The sequence below is a fragment of the Ureibacillus sp. FSL K6-0165 genome, assembly GCF_038004285.1.
Classification (GTDB): Bacteria; Bacillota; Bacilli; order Bacillales_A; family Planococcaceae; genus Ureibacillus; species Ureibacillus thermosphaericus.
Window position 1 is genome coordinate 2417000 of record NZ_JBBOQS010000001.1, and the last position, 21847, is coordinate 2438846.

The window sequence follows — 21847 nt, forward strand, 5'->3', positions numbered from 1 at the left end:
AAAAAACGGTTACTATATTAAAATTATATTAATTTTTGTTAAAAAATTAAACTTTTACTACCTCATTAGAGAATAAATTTCTTTTTTCAAATTCATCAATTAGTTTGTGTTTATATCGAAATAATAATTTAGAAATTGTTTTTTCATATGTATCGATGGATTGGCCATTCATTGTAAAACGGCTTAGCAGTCCCTCATCCATTAGCAAGTGTTGCAGCGTCATCACTTCAGTTTTTGGTAAAACACAATGGTGTAAACGGTAAATGCGAGAAATTTGTTTTAAACCAGAGCGAGTTATCAAAACTTTATTCTCTAAATCATCTCTCACTGTATGTAAAAATTGAGCTAATTCCTCATTTGGAAGAATTTCATTATATTCCGATTTAACAATCGTACCGTCTTCTTGAACAATTTCCTTTTCTGTTTTTATGCATGATAACGATTTATGTAAGGAATTAATCGAGTGAATACGAATATGGGAAGGAAAAACTTCTCCAGTTACATAGGTTAAGTATACATCAACTTCATTTTCTTCATGATGATTTTCACTTAACATGAGGGCGAATTGATTCGTTTTTTGCTTTTCAATCATTTCATGGCCGCCTGAAGCTTTAAATATTTTAAAAAGGGTATTTGCATCTTGCAAAGCACGATGTTGTTCAGCAACCACTTCAAATTTTTCCATTAATTCACTTAAACTTGGTTGAACTTTTAATTGATTTTCAATCATATATTTTTGCTGAAAATCCACGATGGGATATATAAAATGCCGTTGGATTCGATTTCGAAAAAGCTCTTCTTCCAAAACTTTTCGATCAAACTCACCAAAGGTAACGAAAATTGTATCTCCTTGGCTCCATTCCATAAAGCGTTTAATGACTTGTTTAAAGGAAGGAGCATATAATAAATCTTCCGTTTGAATTCCCGTTAACTTTTGGATTCGGCTATTCAGCTTTTTAAATTTATATGGTTGAATTAATTCAGAAAAAAATTCAACTTCATCATTTGGCAACCATTTCACTGCCCCTATTTCAATGATGTGCTGTTTTCCGCGCACAATGGCTGCCTCAATATCTAAAAAAATATATGTTTCCTTTCGCACGAATGAATTCACCTTTTTTCTATCAAACTATCACATTTCATTGTAACGAAAATAGTCAATAATGACACGTAAAATAGTAAAAAAAACTTGCCAAAGTTTGTTAAACATAAATTGTAATTAATATTTTCCTTTTGTCTATAATAATTTCAGAAGTTTTATTTTTCATTTTAGAAAAATTATTGTAGGATAAATAGAAAGGTTAATGATCGGAGGAAATTTGGTCTTATGAATCAGAAAGCGCTTGAAAAAGATGCTATGAGAGTATTAAAAGAAACGAGTCGCACTTTTTATATACCGATTACATTTTTAAAAAAAGATTTGAAAAAGGCTGTTGCCAATGCCTATTTAATTATGCGTGCATTGGATGAAATCGAAGATAATGAACATCCAGAAGTAACGAATGAAATCAAATATTTCTTATTAATGGAAGTAAGCGAACTATTAAAAGAAGAAAACTTTAATAACGACAAATATTTACAACTGTTAGAACCTTATAAACAATACATGCCTGAAGTAACGATGCGTTTAAATGATTGGATTTTACTGTTACCTGAAGGAACGAAAAAAATTGTCTGCGATGCTGCAAGTGAAATGGCATTCGGTATGGCGAAATGGGCAAAAGCAAATTGGCAAGTTCGCACGAAGGAAGATTTAGATGAGTATACATACTATGTAGCCGGACTTGTTGGTGTCATGCTTTCCGATTTATGGGAATGGGATAGTGCAGTAAAAACGGATCGGGAATTAGCCATTGGATACGGCAGAGGTTTGCAAGCGGTAAATATTTTAAGAAACCAACAGGAAGATTTTGAAACACGAGGCGTCAGCTTTATCCCTGAAGGTTGGACAAAAGAAGATTTGTTCCATTATACAGAGGAAAATTTAGAAAAAGCTTATCAATATATGGATGCAATCCAAAAACGTTCTATTTTAATGTTCTGTCGCTTACCCCTTGCTCTCGCTCATAAAACATTAAATGCTTTAAAAGAAGGCAAGGAGAAAATGAGCCGCAGCGAAGTGGAAGAAACCGTAAAAGAATTGATGGTGGATTAACAAAGATAAAGCTTGTCCGAAAAGTAAGGTATTGAAACCCTCTCTCTTTTCGGACAAGCTTTCAATATTTTTATGCAATTGTTTCTAAACGGGGGAAAAAGCGATATTGTTTAATTATCCATGTCACAATAAAATGAAAAAGTCATATTAGCGTTTTCGGAGTAAACTGGTAATCCACCTTTTTCATAAAATTGATTAATTGTATCTACAGCAATTCGATGTTTTAAATTAACGTTTATTATAAGTAAAATTGCTGTGATAATCATAATAATTGAAATTACAATAATCGTTGGCTCAATAATTTTTGATCTTGTATTATCCACTTCCACCCTCCTTTCTTCAATTACTCGCAGCACCTACATTAGTAGCTTCAATTATTACCTTCGAATCTATTTTTAAATCATCTTCAATTCTTTTGCCAATGACTCAGTTAACAATTCAACATTTAAATCGCTAGATTAGTTGATTCAACCATTATAATTAGTGTACTTATTATCGATTCAAATAGGCTTCCCTTTGTTCTTGCGGCACCATATTGCCACCTGTCGCCCATAAAATATGAGTTGCTTGATGTAATCGATTCGTTAATTCATATTTTTCTATATACGCATTTCCTACCTTCAATAATTGTATCGGCCCGTATACGCTTGCATGGCTGGAAGGTTCCATAAATATCCCTTCATGTTGCATCATTTCTTTTAAACTCTCAAATAAAAATTCATCATCTACCGTGTAACATCCGCTCAGAATCGGCTCCATCAACTTCCCAACAAACTTGGAAGCTCGACCAACTGCTAATCCGTCCGCTTCTGTTCGATTCGTCAATCCAATATCATTGACAGCAATTTTATCATGCAATCCTGTCATCATTCCTAAAAGCATGCAAGGAGACTGAGTCGGCTCACCAAAGAAAATGTGGACATGTTCTTTATATAGGGCTTTTAAACCATATGCAACGCCTCCCGGTCCACCACCAACTCCACATGGTAAATATACAAACAATGGATGTTCTTCATCCACTTGAATATTTAATTCTTCCAGCTGATTCTTCAATCGTAGGGCACTCACTGCATAACCACTAAATAAATCGATGGAATTTTCATCATCCACAAAGTGGCACATTGGATCATGTTCTGCTTGTTTTCTTCCTTCCTCCACCGCTAAGCTATAATCCGACTCATATTCAATCACTTTGACACCTTTTTCACGAAGTAAATCTTTTTTCCACTTTTTCGCATCCATGGACATGTGTACTGTCACTTGAAACCCTAGTTTCGCTGCCATTATGCCAATACTAAGACCTAAATTTCCAGTAGATCCCACTGCAATTTTATATTGACTGAAACATTGGCGAAACGCTTCACTCTTAAACTTTTCATAATCATCCGTTTCTTTAATGAAACCCTTCTCGATGGCGCATTGTTCTGCGAATTTTAACACTTCATATATTCCGCCTCGCGCTTTAATGGAACCGGAAACTGCTAACTCATGGTCACATTTTAATAACAGTTTACCTAACAGCGGCTTTTCAGCATTCTTCTCGATAAATGGTTTCATTTTTGGTATTTCAATTAAATCCGATTCAATGATTCCTTGTAATTTTTTCGTTTCCGGAAACACTGCTTGAATATATCGGCTAAACCGTTGCAATCGTTTTTCTGCGTTGATGACTTCCTGAAATGAAAAGGAATGATTTTCTGGTAATTCATCTGTTTTATTCGGATTTAACCATAGTACAGTGTTCTGTTTCTTCATGTTCTCTAGAATAACTTGTTCCATTTCCGAAAGTTTGCGTTGAAAATTAAGCATTATCATTCTCCTTTTTTAATAACATTGCTCGTTCACAAATTTGTCGAAATTTTATTTCAAAGTCCAAATTATTTTTCTCTGTTCGTTTTTTTGGACCTTTCGTTTTTCCACCAGCACGGCGAAATTTTGCATTTTCATGCCTAAAAAATAACATTTGATCAATATTTTCATCTGTAAATTCTTTTCCATTTTGATTTAAAACAAAGGCACCTTTTGCCAAACACATGGCAGCTAAACCATAGTCTTGTGTAACAACAATATCAAATTTTGAAACCGCATTCACTATTGCAAAATCAACAGAATCTCGCCCCTCGGCAACTTGAATTGTTATCGCACCCTCCCTTTCTATGAGATGAGAAGTATCGCAAAATAAGAATGGTTTTATCTCGTATTGAGATGAAACAAATACAGCAATATCAACGACTGGACAGGCATCTGCATCTATAAACACGGATATTATACCCTTCAACTCCCTACCTAATTTTTGGTATTTTTTATTATATAAACATAATTTATTTTCCCTTATTTTTACATTTTATTTTCCCTAACTCAAAAATTAATGATTGAATTGTTTGAAAAATCATAATAACATTTTCTCATAAGATTTTGAGGAGGGAAACAAACATGACAACAACAGATGTAAAAAAACAATCCAAAGCAAAAGAATATATTGATTCTGTATATAATCAACTTAAAAATAAATATGGATATCAAACGGAATTTTTGCAGGCTGTAGAAGAAGTATTTTCTACATTAGTACCTGTTTTTGAGCAACATCCTGAATATATTGAACATAATATTCTTTCTCGAATTGTAGAACCGGATCGTATCATTACTTTCCGTGTAACTTGGCAGGATGATCAAAATCGAGTTCACGTAAATCGTGGTTACCGTGTACAGTTTAATAATGTTATCGGACCATACAAAGGTGGTTTACGTTTCCACCCAACAGTAAACGAATCCATTATGAAATTTTTAGCTTTCGAACAAATCTTTAAAAACGCACTAACTGGACTGCCAATTGGCGGTGCAAAAGGCGGCTCTGATTTTGACCCTAAAGGAAAATCAGATGCAGAAATTATGCGTTTCTGCCAAGCATTTATGACTGAATTATACCGTCATATCGGTCCAGATGTCGATGTTCCTGCCGGAGATATCGGTGTTGGTGCACGCGAAGTTGGTTATCTATGGGGTCAATATAAACGCATTAAAGCGATGCATGAAGCAGGCGTTCTTACTGGTAAACAGCCAGGTTACGGAGGTTCACTTGTTCGTAAAGAAGCTACAGGATACGGTTTAGTATACTTTGTAGAAGAAATGCTACGCGATAAAAAAGAATCATTCTTAGATAAAACTGTTGTTGTTTCCGGATCAGGTAATGTTGCTATTTATGCCATCGAAAAAGCCCAACATTTCGGTGCAAAAGTTGTTGCATGCTCCGATTCAAATGGTTATATTTACGATTCTGAGGGCATTGATTTAAACATTGTTAAAGAAATTAAAGAAGTTCAAGGTGAACGAATTAAAAAGTATGTTGAATATCGTCCAAACGCAACATATACGGAAGGTTGCACAGGTATTTGGACAATTCCATGTGATATCGCACTTCCATGTGCAACACAAAACGAAATAGACGGAGAATCTGCTCGTACTTTAATTAGTAACGGCGTAAAAGTTGTTGCGGAGGGAGCAAATATGCCTTCAACTCCTGAAGCCATCAATGAGTTTTTAGAAAATGGTGTCTTATACGGACCTGGTAAAGCAGCAAATGCCGGCGGTGTAGCAACTTCTGCATTAGAAATGGCACAAAACTCAAGCCGCACTTACTGGTCATTTAATGAAGTCGATGAAAAACTACATGACATTATGAAAAACATCTATAGAACAAGTAAAGAGTGCTCTGAAAAATATGGATATCCTGGAAATTTAATGCTTGGTGCAAACATTGCTGGATTTATCAAAGTTGCGAACGGAATGATTGCTGAAGGGGTTTATTAATCGTCTATTATTGGGAGAAATGATTTCAAATGGGGTTCAATATAGAAAATAAAGCCAATTGAAATGTGCTATTTTGCATATTTCAATTGGCTATCTTTTTTCCTATTGAAGTTCGTTAATCAAATATGTTTTACTAAAAAAAGAAAATATTGGGAGGTTTTAAGATGAACGAGTTCGAAACACCGCAACAAGAAAAGATTAATCCTTTTTTCACGATATGGTTGCATCCGAAAAAAACAACTCGCTATGTAATACAAGAGAAAAGTTGGCTTTATGTCATTATTCTCTTATCGATTGGTTATATTGGAAGTTTGTTTACAGGATATATGGATATAGGTATTTATCCAAACTTTCCTCTTTGGGCAATGATTCTAATTACCATTATTCTTTCGCCTATTGTGGGACTAATTAGCAACGCTTTTTCAGCTCTTTGTACTTGGCTCATTGGGAAAATGTTTTCAGGAAAAGGAACTTATGCACAATTATTCAAAGCTTCTTCCCTAAGTGTATGGCCGTTTATTGTGTTAATTCCCATTTACTTGCTTTGGATGTTGATTGATCCGAATAGTTTAATGAATATGAGCGAAGATTTTGGTGCATTTGCAATCATTGGAGTATTGTTCACATTCATTGCAACCATATGGTCAATTGTCATTACGATTGCAGCAATTGCAGAAGCTCATCAGTTTTCTAATTGGAAGGCCTTTTTCACACTATTGATATTTGCTATAATCATAGCAATTATTTTTATTCTAATCGGCGTTATCATTGGCATCATCATTGTCTTACTGGGACTTAGCTATTATATGTAATCAATGATATGGCTTGGTATTAGATAAAAACCAGTCAGTCCCTACTTTCTACCACCAAGCCATATTTTTTCTCTTTTCAAATTGTAAAAGAGATTTTCATTTTTTCAATCTTTCAGTTTACCATACAAGAATTGATAACGAACATTCACACTAAATTACTTTTGCTTGTTGATTACTATATAGCCTTGATACGCCCGTTTCAATTGCCGCGTTTGCCACTGCTTTTGCAACAGCAGGAACAACTCTTTCATCCAATGGTTTTGGAATCACATAATCTTCTCTTAACTCATTTTCATCAACAAGAGACGCAATGGCATTTACAGCGGCAATTTTCATTTCTTCGTTAATTTCTGTCGCAAATACATCCAATGCCCCTCTAAAGATTCCTGGAAACGCTAATACGTTATTTACTTGATTTGGATAATCGGAGCGACCAGTACCGATGATTCTTACTCCCCAACGCTCAGCGTTTTCATAAGTGATTTCAGGATTTGGATTAGCCAATGCAAAAACAATTGGATCTTGATTCATGGAATCAATATGTTCCTTCGTTAAAATATTTGCGATGGAAACGCCAATAAAGATATCCGTCCCTACCATTGCATCGTCCAATGTTCCTGTCAACTTTTCAGGGTTAGTAATTTTCGCAATTTCTTCTTTTACAGCATTCATTCCTGAACGCCCTTCATAAAGGATACCCTTTGAATCACAAACAACAATGTTTTTATATCCAATGCTTGCTAACAGCTTTAATGTAGCAATACCAGCCGCTCCCGCTCCATTAATTACAATTTTCACTTCTTCTTTTCGTTTTCCAACAAGCTTCAATGCATTTTCTAATCCCGCTGCAACAACGATGGCTGTACCGTGTTGATCATCATGGAAAATTGGAATATTGCATTCCGCTTTTAATCGTTCTTCAATTTCAAAACAACGAGGCGCTGCAATATCTTCTAAATTAATAGCGCCAAATGTAGGTGAAATCGCCTTTACTGTTCTAACTATTTCATCCACATCTTTTGTGTTCAATGTAATTGGCACTGCATCAACATTTGCAAATCGTTTTAATAACAACGCCTTTCCTTCCATAACAGGAAGAGCTGCTTCCGGTCCAATATCCCCTAAGCCTAACACCGCAGTTCCATCAGATACAACCGCTACTAAATTCCCTTTCATTGTATAGTCATAGACGCGCATCGGGCTTTTTTCTATTTCTTGGCAAGGTGCCGCAACACCTGGTGAATAAGCCAAACTTAAATCATAGCTATCTTTAAGAGGTACTTTTGATACAATTTCCATTTTCCCCTTAAATTCTTTATGCATTTCTAAAGACTTTTTCATTAAATCCATACTTTATCATCCCCTAACCATTATTGTTTAATATTGTATTTTGTATAATATTACTTTACTTAATTAAAGTCAATAACATATTTTGTCGAAACCTCAAAACACATTGAAAATACCGAGTTTTTAAAGCGCTTTCATGATTTTTTTGACCAACTTTTATTAATTTTTTGATTAAATTTTTATTATATTAATATAATTTATAATGCATTTTTCACAATTCAAACGTTGATACTATCAGCATTTATTTGTGAAAATGAAAACAGACTATTTTGCTTAGTTAAATATGATATTTTTCACATACTTCAATTTAGAAAAAAATGACGTTGTCACATATTTTTCACAATTTTTCATCTTAATAATTAAAAAAACAGCCTGACCAAAAAGTTTGCCCTTTTTGGTAAGGCTCAAATCTCTAAATTATAATTCTTTTTCTGCTGTAATCACATCAACTGCGCCGCCTCGTCTCAATTTTTCTAATACGATAGCTGACGTCAGCTGTAATCTATCTAAGCGACATCCCCAATTTACTTCGGTCACAGTAGCAAAAAGAGCGCCCTAAAATGACTATTCAGGCGCCCTTTTTATAACGGTTGGTATCCCAATTTAATTATTTAAAAATTCCCCACAAGTTCCTCAATGAATTCATACGGCACGTATGTTTTACGAGGCTCTAACAATGCAGGTGCTTCTACAAACTGTTTCGTCGTTCCATTTGTAATGTAAGATTTCGTCCCTCTAGTAATCGTAAATGAAACTTCGCCTTTTGATACAATTGCTCCAACGCCAGTAGAGTCTACTCGGTAGCCCAGTTGCTCAGCAATCAATCGTAAAGGTACCATTTTAACATTGTTGACGATGTAGAAATCATTTTCAGCGATTTGATAAGCTTTTTCGATTTCTGATGGTTGTTCCGATTGCTCATTTCTCTCTAATACAATTACTTTAGAAGGTACTGTTTGAGCAGGGTGGCTTTCTAACACAACTTCATAGAAAATTAATACTTCTTTATCAATAACATCTTCTTTTGATAGTTTTTCACCTGATAAATTCATAATATTTGACTTTTCATTCAAATGAATAATTAAATCTTTTGCGACATTTAAGTAGTTTTGATCAAATTGATCCAACTGTACTGTACCTGGATTATCCGTTTGAGCAATGACTACATCAGGCGAATATTGAGGTGGATAAATCATTATCATTGGTTTAAGACTATCAACATAGGCTGTGATTTGCATGCCTTCCTTCAACTTTAACGCGTTTCCACTATTATCGAAAATGAACGTGTCTTCATCGAAATAAAAGCCGAATGGATTTTCCTTTGAGTCTATAGTTGCAAAGAAAGATCCATTTTCTTTTTCAGTAATACTACTGATTGTTCCACTTACTTGAAAATATTTTAATTGGTACTCTTCTTTAGCTTCAATAACCGGATTGTCATTTACTTCAAGTGCTTGTACATTTCCATCAGGAATCAGCGTGAAGCTACTTAGCACAGCGAATGCACAAAGAGCAGATAATTTCTTTTTCACATGCACCTCTCCTTTCATAATTCCGTTTTCGTTCAATTAGTCGAATAACGACGGAAAAGGTTACAAACTTCCACAAAAATTTCTACATACATAAGTTTGCAAATAAAAAAGGTGCTAGAAAATGGAACTTTTCTAGACACCCTTACATTCTATTCCCTAATTGATTTGTTAAAATTCTCCGCGCTGCTGTAGTCGAACAAATTTCCACAGCCCTTCGCCACAAATTATTTGTGTCGAGCCTCAAGGGGAGCCGTCTCAAATAGACACTCCGTCGCTTTATTTGACTTCCACTTTTTGCAATTCTTGATAGATATTTTTCCAAGTCGCCAATCGGCTTTCTTCTTGTAGTAATAAGCGTTCTGTTTGAATTTGATTCATCGCTTGGTGATAAATATGTTCGCGTAAACGTTCAGCTTCCTTCGCAATATACGTCCGCGCCCAATCCATCACTTGTTGTTTTTGTTCTTCTAAATATTTCTCAGCATCTGGTTTCGTTAATTCTTCTAACGCTAGTTTCAAATGTTCTTTTTCGTTCTTTTCAAAGAAAGATTTCGTATTTTTGAAATATGATTTTACGGATGCGTATTTATTGAAATCATCAAACGGACCATCGAAATCCAATAATTCCGCATCTTCAAACTCATAAGCAATAAATGAGAAACTTTGGTTCATTTCCTTCAAAGAACGACTTTCTTCTTTGAAACGTTCTTTCATTTGTTTTTGAATGAATTGTGCGATGCGGAAATTCGTAACTCGAAGTTCTTGAGCAAAGTCAAATTTTAAAGAACTTAACGTTTCTTTTAACGCTTCACTTAAAGCTTCTTGTGGCGACAACGCTGCAAATGTCGATGGATTGTAACTTTCTCTAAAGAAGTCTGGATAACGGTAATAAACTCTTTGCAATACATAATATAATAGTTCATCGAGTTCTTGCTTCGTATCGCTTTCAATCATGCTTGTTCCTAACGAACGATAATGTTTCTCTACATAATCTTCTAACTGTGCCAATTCCTCTAATCGTTCATCTTTTCGTTTTAAGTTTTCTTCAGTTTGAACAATTAAATCTGATAAACGTTGATGAGTTTTTTCAACTTCCTCATGTAATGCTTGAATCGCAATTGATGCCAAGTCTTCATTTAAGAAGCGATAAAACGCTTGTTCAAACTCTTGCATTCCAGATGCCAATTCCGCCTTCTCTTGCTTCTCACGCAACGCAAGTAAACTGGAGACGCCATACAATTTAGGGAAACGAATGCCGAAGCGCTGCAATTCATTGCGAACATAAGCTTTCACATCTTCAGCTTCTTCTTGGTTTTTCGCTAAATCGATGGCATTAACGATAAAGAACATTTTGTCCAATTCAAAGGCATCTTTCACGCGACCTAACTGGATTAGAAATTCACGGTCTGCCTTAGCAAAAGCATGGTTGTAATACGTGACGAAAAGAATTGCATCGGCATTGCGAATATATTCGAATGCGACACCTGTATGACGAGCGTTGATTGAATCCGCTCCCGGTGTATCTACCAATGTCACACCCATACGAGTGAGTGGACAATCATAATAGAAATTAATATTATCCACAAAGCAAGATCGGTTTTCTTCCGCAACAAACCGTTCAAATTCTTCTCGGTTTACACGAAGAATCTCACCGAGTTGATTGCTGTAAGTAGGATAACCTTCTTTATATGCGCGAATAAAGGATTTATGAACATTTAAGCGCTCATCCTTCAGTTCGACTTTTAATGCTTCATCTGCACGATTGTATGCCTCATCTAACGATTGGACCGTCATTCCAATCGCTTCATATGCAAATTGAATATCCTCTAGTAGTTGTTCTTTCGTTTTGAGTTGAACATCTGCTGTTTCATGGTGATGCTGTTCATCTACAGGGCGTATTTTGTTAATGGCCGCTGTTGTTGGGTTTGGGGATACCGGTAATACTTTTTCGCCCATTAATGCGTTTGAGAAACTTGATTTCCCTGCACTAAATGCTCCGAATAAGGCAATCGTAAAATCTTTATGTTGTAGCCTTTCAACTTTTTTCAATAAGAAGTCGGCTACTTCTTCAAAGCCTTCCACTTGTCTTACAAGATTTGCTGTATGCAAAGCATTGTCAATTACTTCATCGCCTTGCATTGATACACCCATTTGTTGTGGTACCTCTTCTACCACCACTTCTTCTTGTTGCTCTTGTTTCAGCATAGATGGGTCAAATAATCGAACTTCATTTAACTCTTGTTCGAACTTGTTTTCCCACTGCTCTTTTTGTTTTTTCGCTTCATCTCTCGTATTTTTTGATGCATGAACGAGCTGTCTTTCTAAAAATTCTTTTCGTTCGTCCATTTCAGAGATGCTTTGAATTGCTTTTACTTTCTTTTCTAGATTATTCAATTTTTGCTGTACTGGAGCTTGTGATGTTTCACCGAGTTCTTTTAATAATGGAATTTGACTGTCTTTCCACGCATCCGTTTCACGAATAAAGTAGCGACGAGTTGCCTCTCTTACTCGATTAGCAAAGTTTAACACCGCATCCCCTGTAACAATAGCGTTTCTTTGAACACATTCTTCAATTAAAGTAAACGGCACATCAAAAGCGATGGCATCGATTTGGCTAGCCCTTTCATCTGTTAATGCTCCAACATCTTTTAATGACTGTTTCATTAACGATTTCATATGACCGATGATTTGCGATTGTAAGATGGTTTGATACTGGTCATAGACATCCTTAATGCGTCGTTGGATTTCCTCTTGAGTTTTCTTTTTCGAAGTGAAAAAGCCACCTACTTTAAATCCTTCTTGTTGACTCTCTAAATATAGACGCAGTTTTTCTCGGAAGTCAGCTGGTATGACTGCTGCATTTTCTAGCAAGTCATTTCGTTTTTCCTTGAAGCTTTCCTCCCAATTTTCAATGGAGAATAGTTCTGTTTGCAATTTTAATTTTTCATATTGCTCTAAAAGATCTTCACGGTTATCCCATTCATCGGTTGATAAAACTTCACTATTCTCTTCAAATCGTGCATTCTTTTCTTCCTCTAAAAACGCTAAATGTTCACTTTGCATCTTTTTCAATGTGTTTTCAGCCGTTTCTACTAGGCGATCTTGCCAGTGTTCCATTGAATCCATCACAATGTTTTTTACTTTTTCAAAATCATTGTGAGGATGGTTGAAATCTTTAAGAGATGTGAAAAAGATGCCCTTCGGCTCCACTCCCCAAGCTTTAAAGGATTTATATACCGATTCTTTATATTCTTCAAATGAAAGTTCTTGTTCATTATGTTTGTCAATCTGGTTGACAATCAAATACACATTTGGATTATATTTCATTAATTGTTTTGTAAATTGGAAGTTTAATTCAGACTGCACATGGTTGTAATCCATTGTGTAAAAAACAATATCCGCAATATGTAATGCTGATTCCGTACTCATACGGTGAGCATCGTCTGTAGAATCGACTCCTGGAGTATCCATCACAGTGACACCGACAGGCAACTTTGAATCTTTATGCCCAATTTCGATTTGCGTAACGAGGTCGCCATTTTTACTTAATTCTTTTACCGTTTTTATATCATATCCAGCTTCAAATTTGACAGGCTTGTCGTCTTTCATATAACAAATAGCGAAATCTTCATCTGATTTATGGACTTTTACGATGTTTGCACTCGTCGGAATCGGGCTAGAAGCTAAAATATCTTCACCGGATAATGCATTAATCATACTAGATTTTCCAGCTGAAAAATGTCCGGCAAATCCAATGACATATTCTTTTTGTAATAGTTTTTTAGCAAATAAGTGGAGCTTTTCCATTCGCTCTGTATCTTCATTATTCTTAAATATTATGTATTGAATTGCGGATTGCTCTAACAATTGTGATATTTTTTCGTCAAAACTACTCATGGAATAAATACCCCTTTGCCTTCATTTTGTCACAATTATAATATTAACATGCTTTTCAAGTAAAATCGCTAGTAAATCAAAAAGATTACAAGAAAAATGAAGTTTTTATTGAGTATATTTAGAATGTGTGAAAATACAAAAAATTTGTGCCAATCGCTAAAAAAAGTTGATTGGCACTATTTCGTTACATTTTTAAAGATGTATGTACCGATCCAATAATATATGGCAATCGTCCCAGCAATGAATGCGTAAACCATTCGTTTTTACCCCTTTTTTCGATGAGAATTCTTATCAATTATTATAATAAAAATAAAATAATAATAAATATACAAAATTCTTCTTAATTTCGGTTTTTTTTCTGCTAAAATAGGTAAATAAATACAAAAGGATGCGATAAGATTGATGTCTATGACTTCTAAACATGTACAAACGATTTTAAACGGTGCAATCTACACATTAAAACAAATCATCCCAATGAATATCAACATTCAGTCTCCCTCCTTTTTGACCGAGCCTTTTACCCATAAAGAAATTGGCGTTCTAGTCGGTTTGACTGGTGATATTAAAGGTAGAGTAATACTGGATAGCAATTCCGCTATTTTTTCTGCGATAGGAATGAAAATGTTCGGCATGAATTTAGAAGGCGAAATGTTGAAATCATTTACAGGGGAATTCGGGAATATGTTTGCTGGAAATTTAAGTATTCAGGCAAGTGAAAAACAACTATTTATTGACGTGACTCCACCGACAATACTCATCGGCAAGACGACTCTTCACGGTATCGATAACGCCATTAAATTACCAACTATCATCGAAGATATAGGTATGTTGACGGTTTTGCTTACAATCGATAATAAGTAATTTTTACATAGATTTTCATAAAAATTTATTAAAAAATATAGAACGATATTACGTTTTTTTGCATAAAATGTCTCTTTTTTTGAGACATTTTATTTTTTTGCTTCCATCGACTTTCACAGGAAATTCACATTTCCAGTATTGAACTGTGATTTTTATCACATCTTGGAAGTTTGATTTTTATTATGATGAACGTGAAGTATCATATTTGAGTTCATTTCATAGGAGGGAGAGACATGACAAATCACAAAAAGAATTCTTCGGAGGAAAATTTAACAGGTACTCTTTTAGCGACTTTTGGTATAGGTCTAATTATTATTATTTTTTGGATCGCTGCATTCGATTTATACATCGGTCGCTTCTAACACTTGAGCAGGAGGGAAAACAATGCACATACACAAGTATGAGAAATGGTGGTTAATATTTGGCACAGGTACACTCATCGTGTTCTTAATTGTTCTCGGTGTAAGCGCATTCCATGGAGGAACGCATCCAAATAACTCGAAATGGACGATAAACAACTACGAAAAAGTAGATGAAATCGCTCCTTTCAATAACCCCGGAATACACAAAGTAGAAGGTAAAGACTGGGATTATGAAGTGGTACTTGTTGCACAAGCGTTTGCTTACACTCCAATGGAACTTGAAATACCTGTTGGTTCTAAAGTTCGTTTCATCGCAACGACAAAAGACGTTATTCACGGTTTTGAGGTTGCAGGAACAAACATAAATATGATGCTTGAACCTGGATATGTATCAGAAAAAATTACAACTGTCGATAAAGTTGGAGAATATACAATCGTATGTAACGAGTATTGTGGTACTGGTCACACATTAATGTACTCGACTTTAAAGGTGGTGGACCCTAATGACAACAACAACTAAGGAAACCGTACAAAGCACTGTATCAACAAGTTTAAAAAAGCAACTTGAAATGGTTGATCGAAGAGATGGTAAATTAGCATTAGCATATATCTATATCGCATTTATAGCCGTATTATTAGGTGGTATAGCTGGATTACTTCAAGTATTAGTTCGTGCTGGTACACTTCAGCTCCCTAGTTTTCTTAATTACTATCAAGTGTTAACAGTACACGGTGTTTTACTCGGACTTGTATTAACAACTTTCTTCATTATGGGATTCCAAACAGCTGCTGTTAGTCGAACTTCTGGTACATTTACAAATAAACAACGAACAATTGGCTGGATTGGTTTCTGGATTGCTACAATTGGATTAGTTGCAGCAGCCGCAATGATTCTAACGAATGAAGCTTCTGTTCTTTACACATTCTATGCACCATTACAAGCCCACTGGGTATTCTACCTTGGTTTAGCATTAGTAATTGTTGGTTCTTGGTTTACAGGTTTAGCACAAATTATGCGTTTTGTTCAATGGAAGAAAGAACATAAAGGCCAAAGTACACCGCTATTATCCTTTATGGTTGTAGTGAACAACTTCTTATGGTATGTCGCTACATTAGGTGTAGCAATTGAAGTATTATTCCAATTAATCCCTTGGTCAATGGGATTAGTAGAACGTGTTGACGTACTACTTTCTAGAACATTGTTCTGGTATTTCGGTCACGCATTAGTTTATTTCTGGTTATTACCTGCATATATGATTTGGTACACAATCATTCCTAAAATCATCGGCGGTAAAGTTTTCTCAGATGCTTTAGCAAAATTAACATTCATGTTGTTCTTAATTCTTTCAGTACCAGTTGGTATTCACCACCAATACACTGAACCTGGTATTGATCCATTATGGAAGTTCATTCAAGCAGTATTAACATTCTTCGTCGTAGTTCCATCATTAATGACTGCCTTTTCCATGTTTGCAACATTTGAATTGCGAGGACGTGAACTTGGTGCGAAAGGCGTATTTGGATGGTTCAAAAAATTACCATGGAATGATTCAAGATTCTTACTACCATTCATTGGTATGGTTGCATTTATTCCTGGCGGTGCCGGTGGTATCGTTAACGCCTCTTACCAAATGAACGAACTGATTCACAATACAATTTGGGTAACAGGTCACTTCCACTTAACAGTAGCTAGTGCTGTTGCATTAACATTCTTTGGTACAGCATTCTGGTTAATACCGCACCTAAATGGTAGAACTTTAACAAAACGTGCTAATAGCATGGCAAACTGTGCAGGAATTTTATGGGCTATTGGTATGACGATTATGTCGAGTGCCATGCATATCGCAGGTTTATTAGGCGCACCACGTCGTTCTGATTACTCTACTTACGGTGGTTCAGAACAAGCGGCTGAATGGCTCTCTTATCAAATTGCTCAAGCGGTTGGTGGATCAATCCTATTCATCGCAATATTAGTAATCACTGGATTAGTAATTTACGTAGGTTTCTTTGCTCCTAAAGGTGAGGAGGATTTCCCAATTGCAGAAGTTGCACCAGGAGCTGCTAAAACTCCAGCTGCTATCGAAAACTTCAAACTTTGGGGCGTCATCATGATTGCAGTAATTATCTTCGCTTATACAATTCCAATCATCGATATTATATCTAACTCGCCTCTTGGAGCTAAAGGCTTTAGATTATGGTAAGAAAAAAATGCAACACAATTCCCTCCCCACATTGACGGGGAGGGTTATTTATGCACATATTATGAATATTAAAATATTATGAACTTTTTTTCAATAAGTATTTTGAATTTTACATCATAATTCCACCATCTACATGTAAAATATGACCTGTGATGTAATTTGATTCATCCGAAGCTAAAAACAAGTAAGCGTTTGCAATATCGATTGGCTCCCCTAACCTTTTTAAACTTGTAATCGATTCCATATAATTTAATATTTTCTCTGGCATCTTATCAACCATTGCTGTTTTCGTAAATCCTGGAGCGACAGCGTTCACATTTATACCCTTTCTTCCAAGTTCCTTCGCCCACGTTTTTGTCATGCCCACTATTGCCGCTTTTGCAGCAGCATAATTTGTTTGCCCCACATTCCCATAAACACCGCTTACAGATGAAGTATTAATAATCTTTCCATGTCCTTGTTCAATCATCACTTTTGAAACCGCTTGCGTACAATTGAAAACTCCCTTTAAATTTACATTGATGACTTCATCAAATTGTTCTTCTGACATTTTTACAAGCATCGCGTCCCTTGTAATACCTGCATTATTGATTAAAATATCAATCTTGCCATAATGTTCCTTCACTTTTTCAACCATTTTTTCAACTTCTTCTTTTTTTGCAACATTTACTTGGTAAAATAAAACGTCATAACCTCGCTCAGTTAATTCTTTTTCAAATTGTTTTCCTTCTTCTGCTTGTATATCTGCGATGACTACTTTTGCTCCCTCTTCCAAAAACCTAATGGTAGCGGCCTTACCTATTCCATTTGCACTTCCTGTTATAATGGCAACTTTTCCTTTTAATCTCATATTTCTCTCCCTTTTTCGAATAGATTAATCCGTACATCTTTTACAATAACAGACATTCATCGACATAGACAGCATTGACACGACCACTTTCAACAATTTTTAAAAAATTATATTCTTAAAAATAAATCGAGTAGGAGGGAGCGATTAACTCCCGTCCTCTCACACCACCGTACGTACGGTTCCGTATACGGCGGTTCAATTAAGATAATTGACGCAAGTTTTCATAACGAGCTTCAAGACTTTCCAACCCTTGGTTTCTCCAATAGGAGTTACCAAGGGTTCTGTGTAATATTGGACTATTTGAAATACGCCAATAACTCTTCCGAGTATTTCCCCATTCATACGCTTGCCATTGTGGTACGCCAAGCTGAATAAGGTTGCGTATCTTTGTTTTCGGTTTCTTCCAGTTCTTCCATAGACACATTCGAAGTCTTCTACGAATCCATTTATCTAATTCAAGGAATATAGATTTGGTGTCTGCTAACGCAAAATATCCACTCCATCCCACTAGATATTGATTCAGTTTCTGAATGCGGTATTCCATCGGGTAGGGCATCTTGCGTGATGTGATTTCACGAACTTTATTCTTCATTCGTTTAAGGCTTTCTTTTGCGATACGAACCTTTGGCTCTTTATGATAGGTAAAGCTAAATCCTAGAAACTTACGTTTCCATGGACGGTCGACCGCTGATTTCTTTTCATTTACTTTCAGTCGTAGTTTTCCTTCAATGAATCGTTGAATGCTTGCCATTGTGCGAAGTCCTGCTCGTTTACTTTTCACGTAAATGTTACAGTCATCCGCATATCGAACGAATTTGTGTCCTCTTCTTTCCAATTCTTTATCTAGTTCATCTAGTACAATGTTAGATAGTAGCGGACTTAATGGTCCTCCTTGTGGAGTTCCTTCTAATGTGCTTGACACCACACCATTAATCATGACTCCCGATTGTAAATACTTACGAATCAATTTCAGTAATGGTTTATCTTGGATTCTCTTCGCGAGTGTACCCATTAATCTGTCATGGTTGACCTTATCAAAGAATTTCTCCAAGTCCATATCTACAACCCATCGATGTCCATCTCTTATATATTCTTTCGCTTTCCTCACCGCATCATGGGCACTTCGGTTTGGTCTAAATCCGTAGCTGTTTTCAGAGAATGTAGGGTCATACACTTTTGAAAGTACTTGGGCGATTGCTTGTTGAATCAAACGGTCTGTTACGGTAGGGATTCCTAGTAAACGAACACCGCCGTCAGGTTTCGGGATTTCGACTCTGCGGACTGGCATTGGTTCATAAGTTCCCTTGAGAATTGCCTCCTTAATAGATAGCCAGTTTTCGACTATGTGCTGTCGTAGGTTTTGTACGGGCATCATATCTACTCCGTGGCTTCCTTTATTCTGTTCTACACGTTTTAGTGCTTGAAGCATGTTCTCCCGTGACAGGATTTGATTCAAAAGCATCGTTATTCTCCTTCCGTGAATAGCTGTTCTCTTTATGCCAGTGGTCACTCCACCCTCCAAGAGGTCCCCCACGGGATTCACCGCTTCCTTCCTCAAGTGAGGTACTACGTTTTCTGTTTTCATCATGACTCACTGAATGCCAAGGGCTATTCTCTCTTAATTGTTCGGTCCTTCTTAGTTGTTCTAGACCAACTAATACTATGACCTCTGCTGACTTCTGACGGTTCAGCTACTTATCACTAAGTAGGTTATGAAGCGTACTTCACCTATCCGCCAGACCTCCCCGGGTAAGTACATGCACTTTCACACCATCTATCCGCCTCATCTACTCGATATGACCTTCGACAGAAAGAGCTTTGTTTTGTTTTGCAAACTCACTCAATCATACCTAGCCTTATATGAGGTTCGTGTTCCTCGGACCGGTGTTTTGCCTCCAGCTTCCTTCAGATTCCGCGTCACCACGGACACCCTTGCTCTTGGCTAACCTCTACTTCTGTCTTCGGGGTTCGGGACTTACACCCTATAGTTCATGTACATGCCGGGCGCACAAAAATATGCAAAAAATCTATATAGACTTTTTGCATATATCTGTTCGTTCATTATTGTGGTTTCACTGGCAATACTTCAACAAAACGTGATTGTATTGCATTATCTTCTTGATTTAATAAAATGTGAACGTCACCGTAATCTTTTGAAGTGCGGATGAGTCGACCAATTCCTTGTTGCAATCGCAGTAACATAAATGGTAAATCTACTTCTTCAAATGGTTTCTCAACAAATTTTCGTTTTGCATCAAAAAGCGGATCTTTTGGTGGAAATGGTAATTCATAAATAACAACTTGTGTCAATGCCTCTTCTGGCAAGTCCACACCTTCCCATAAATGATAGGAACATAGGGTTTTAATAGTGCCGTTTTGGAAATCTTGAATAATGGATGTTAATTCTCGATCTCCTTCAAAACCAACTGTTAACCGTGACATTATTGGTAATTTGTTTTTAAAATTCAACATCGATTGTCTAGATTTAAACAGTACCAATGTTTTCTTATTTTGTTTTAGCAGCTCTTCTACTTTCTTCACTTTCTCATCTTCATTCAATTCATGTAAATATATTTTCATAACTTCATCATAATCAAAAGGAGAAGGTACGCTAAAATGCTGATACTTTTTCACACCCAAACTGGAAGCAATGTAAGAAAAATCTTTATTGACGGATAATGTTGCGGATGAAAAGATAATCGGTATATTGTTCGAAAATAACTTCTCTTCTAATACTTCTGTAATTAATCTTGGCATGATGACTAACGTTTCTTCGCCATCCGTATCTTCCAGCCAATCAACTGCTTCGCTTTTTGAAATAAATATTTTTAAAGCGGCCTCATACTCTTCTAAAAATTCTTCAACAATATTCAATTCATATTCCGGAATAACGTACATTTCTGATTCAAACACAAACTCTTCCAATAATTTTTCTACATCATCGATTAGTTGCTTTCCTAATGCCAATAATTTTTCGGATTTCTGAATTGTTTTTCTGTCTTCATCGGATGGTACGATATCTTCCCGAAGTTGGTCAAAAAATAATTCGTGGTCATCTTGCAATTTTTCCATCGCATATAACGTGCTTTCACGAATACCGTCTACCATTAATTGATCTAGCAATTTTACAATGGTATAATTTTGCACTTTATATGTCATCGCTTTTTGAGCTGCATATTCCAATAAATGCCCTTCATCTAATACAATCAACGAAACATCAGGTAAAAGTGTTAATTGCCCTTCTCTTTTACGAGATTCTTTTGTTGCTAAATGTTCCATTAAAAAATCTTGCGAGCAAATAATCAAATCAGTCGCTTTTCGATAATGCGTACGATGCAGCGTCTGACCACAACGATTACGTTTCTCGCACGTACTACACTGCATAATGGAATTGTAATTCACCTTATTCCAATTTTCATCGCTAATTTGTGGATAATCGCTTCTTGCACCATAAAGGGGGATTTGTACAGCTGAACTTTCAGCAAACACTTCTTCTGGAATGTTGAAAGCAATCTCATCTATCCATTCATCATCTTCATACAATTCCGCTTCCTCAAAACGTTTTAAACACAAATATTGATCACGGGATTTCGCAAGCCTTACATCAATTTTCAATCCTAAATATTTCTCAATTTTTGCGATGTCCCCTTCATCTTTCACAAGCTGATCAATCAATGTTTCATCAGCACATGCAATTAAAGCGGGTTTCCCTTTGTAACGAGCGTAAGCGATTGCGGGCAATAAATAAGCGAGGGTTTTCCCTGTTCCAACACCCGCTTCCGCAAACAAAACGTTATTTTCTTTTAATGCTTTCTCTATTTGATAACTCATAAAAATTTGTTCATCCCGACATTCAAATCCTTTTTCGGGTAATACATCATAAAAAATGTCGCCAATCCAATCCCCTAAGGAATCAAAAAAACTTTTCTCTCTTGATAATTCAAAAGGTAATGATGGTCTCATTGTTCAAATCTCCTTTATGAATGCCTACTTTTTAGACATTAAGAAAAAGTGTCTCGAAAC

At 35.9% G+C, this 21847-nt stretch carries 17 protein-coding genes; 7 read left to right on the forward strand and 10 right to left on the reverse strand.

Going from position 1 to position 21847, the window contains the following annotated elements:
* Positions 1–46: 46 nt before the first annotated feature.
* Positions 47–1102, reverse strand: coding sequence for a 3'-5' exonuclease (locus NST00_RS11935; RefSeq protein WP_016837018.1), 1056 nt, complete (start codon positions 1100–1102; stop codon positions 47–49).
* A 225-nt stretch (positions 1103–1327) separates the two neighbouring features.
* Here NST00_RS11935 and NST00_RS11940 point away from each other — a divergent pair, with 225 nt between their 5' ends.
* On the forward strand, positions 1328–2155 hold the full coding sequence (locus NST00_RS11940; protein ID WP_016837017.1) for a squalene/phytoene synthase family protein: 828 nt from the start codon (positions 1328–1330) through the stop codon (positions 2153–2155).
* Between the two features lie 110 nt (positions 2156–2265).
* On the opposite strand, the gene NST00_RS11945 is transcribed toward NST00_RS11940, so the two are convergent.
* From NST00_RS11945 to NST00_RS11955, 3 genes are all read right to left on the reverse strand, one after another.
* Entirely contained in the window at positions 2266–2478 is a 213-nt protein-coding gene (locus NST00_RS11945; RefSeq protein ID WP_016837016.1) for a hypothetical protein, read from the reverse strand.
* Positions 2479–2647: 169 nt separating this feature from the next.
* Positions 2648–3964, reverse strand: a complete 1317-nt coding sequence (locus tag NST00_RS11950) for a D-serine ammonia-lyase (protein WP_445329563.1) — start codon at positions 3962–3964, stop codon at positions 2648–2650.
* Positions 3957–4421, reverse strand: coding sequence for a YaiI/YqxD family protein (locus NST00_RS11955; protein WP_168411791.1), 465 nt, complete (start codon positions 4419–4421; stop codon positions 3957–3959). Before NST00_RS11955 ends, NST00_RS11950 begins: the two co-directional genes overlap by 8 nt.
* 167 nt (positions 4422–4588) lie before the next feature.
* On the opposite strand from NST00_RS11955, the gene gdhA reads away from it, so the two are divergent.
* Together gdhA and NST00_RS11965 are read left to right on the forward strand one after the other, a co-directional pair.
* Positions 4589–5962, forward strand: coding sequence for an NADP-specific glutamate dehydrogenase (gene gdhA / locus NST00_RS11960; protein WP_168411786.1), 1374 nt, complete (start codon positions 4589–4591; stop codon positions 5960–5962).
* A 164-nt stretch (positions 5963–6126) separates the two neighbouring features.
* The gene (locus tag NST00_RS11965; RefSeq protein ID WP_016837012.1) at positions 6127–6774 is read left to right on the forward strand and encodes a Yip1 family protein; all 648 of its coding nucleotides are present in this window, start codon (positions 6127–6129) and stop codon (positions 6772–6774) included.
* 150 nt (positions 6775–6924) lie between these two features.
* Here NST00_RS11965 and NST00_RS11970 read toward each other — a convergent pair whose 3' ends face one another.
* The 3 genes from NST00_RS11970 to NST00_RS11980 form a co-directional block, all read right to left on the reverse strand.
* Positions 6925–8124 (reverse strand): NAD(P)-dependent malic enzyme, encoded by a 1200-nt coding sequence (locus NST00_RS11970; RefSeq protein WP_340710013.1) that lies wholly within the window; start codon positions 8122–8124, stop codon positions 6925–6927.
* 608 nt (positions 8125–8732) lie between these two features.
* Positions 8733–9653, reverse strand: coding sequence for a copper amine oxidase N-terminal domain-containing protein (locus NST00_RS11975; RefSeq protein ID WP_340710014.1), 921 nt, complete (start codon positions 9651–9653; stop codon positions 8733–8735).
* A 276-nt stretch (positions 9654–9929) separates the two neighbouring features.
* Positions 9930–13550: a dynamin family protein gene (locus NST00_RS11980; RefSeq protein WP_340710015.1), complete on the reverse strand. Its 3621-nt coding sequence runs from the start codon at positions 13548–13550 to the stop codon at positions 9930–9932.
* A 402-nt stretch (positions 13551–13952) separates the two neighbouring features.
* On the opposite strand from NST00_RS11980, the gene NST00_RS11985 reads away from it, so the two are divergent.
* The 4 genes from NST00_RS11985 to NST00_RS12000 all read left to right on the forward strand — a co-directional run bounded on the left by NST00_RS11985 (position 13953) and on the right by NST00_RS12000 (position 16974).
* Entirely contained in the window at positions 13953–14411 is a 459-nt protein-coding gene (locus NST00_RS11985; protein ID WP_340710188.1) for a chemotaxis protein CheX, read from the forward strand.
* Between the two features lie 233 nt (positions 14412–14644).
* A complete protein-coding gene (locus NST00_RS11990; RefSeq protein ID WP_016837008.1) occupies positions 14645–14773 on the forward strand; it encodes a hypothetical protein in 129 nt (42 codons plus the stop codon).
* 22 nt (positions 14774–14795) lie between these two features.
* Positions 14796–15293: a cytochrome c oxidase subunit II gene (locus tag NST00_RS11995; RefSeq protein WP_340710016.1), complete on the forward strand. Its 498-nt coding sequence runs from the start codon at positions 14796–14798 to the stop codon at positions 15291–15293.
* 49 nt (positions 15294–15342) lie between these two features.
* A complete protein-coding gene (locus NST00_RS12000) occupies positions 15343–16974 on the forward strand; it encodes a b(o/a)3-type cytochrome-c oxidase subunit 1 (protein WP_026018956.1) in 1632 nt (543 codons plus the stop codon).
* 109 nt (positions 16975–17083) lie between these two features.
* Here the strand turns inward: NST00_RS12000 and fabG are convergent, their stop codons facing one another.
* From fabG to NST00_RS12015, 3 genes are all read right to left on the reverse strand, one after another.
* Positions 17084–17824, reverse strand: coding sequence for a 3-oxoacyl-ACP reductase FabG (gene fabG, locus NST00_RS12005; RefSeq protein WP_096550850.1), 741 nt, complete (start codon positions 17822–17824; stop codon positions 17084–17086).
* A gap of 199 nt (positions 17825–18023) precedes the next feature.
* Entirely contained in the window at positions 18024–19286 is a 1263-nt protein-coding gene (gene ltrA, locus NST00_RS12010) for a group II intron reverse transcriptase/maturase (RefSeq protein WP_340710146.1), read from the reverse strand.
* A gap of 599 nt (positions 19287–19885) precedes the next feature.
* The gene (locus tag NST00_RS12015) at positions 19886–21787 is read right to left on the reverse strand and encodes an ATP-dependent DNA helicase (RefSeq protein ID WP_340710017.1); all 1902 of its coding nucleotides are present in this window, start codon (positions 21785–21787) and stop codon (positions 19886–19888) included.
* Positions 21788–21847 lie beyond the last annotated feature (60 nt).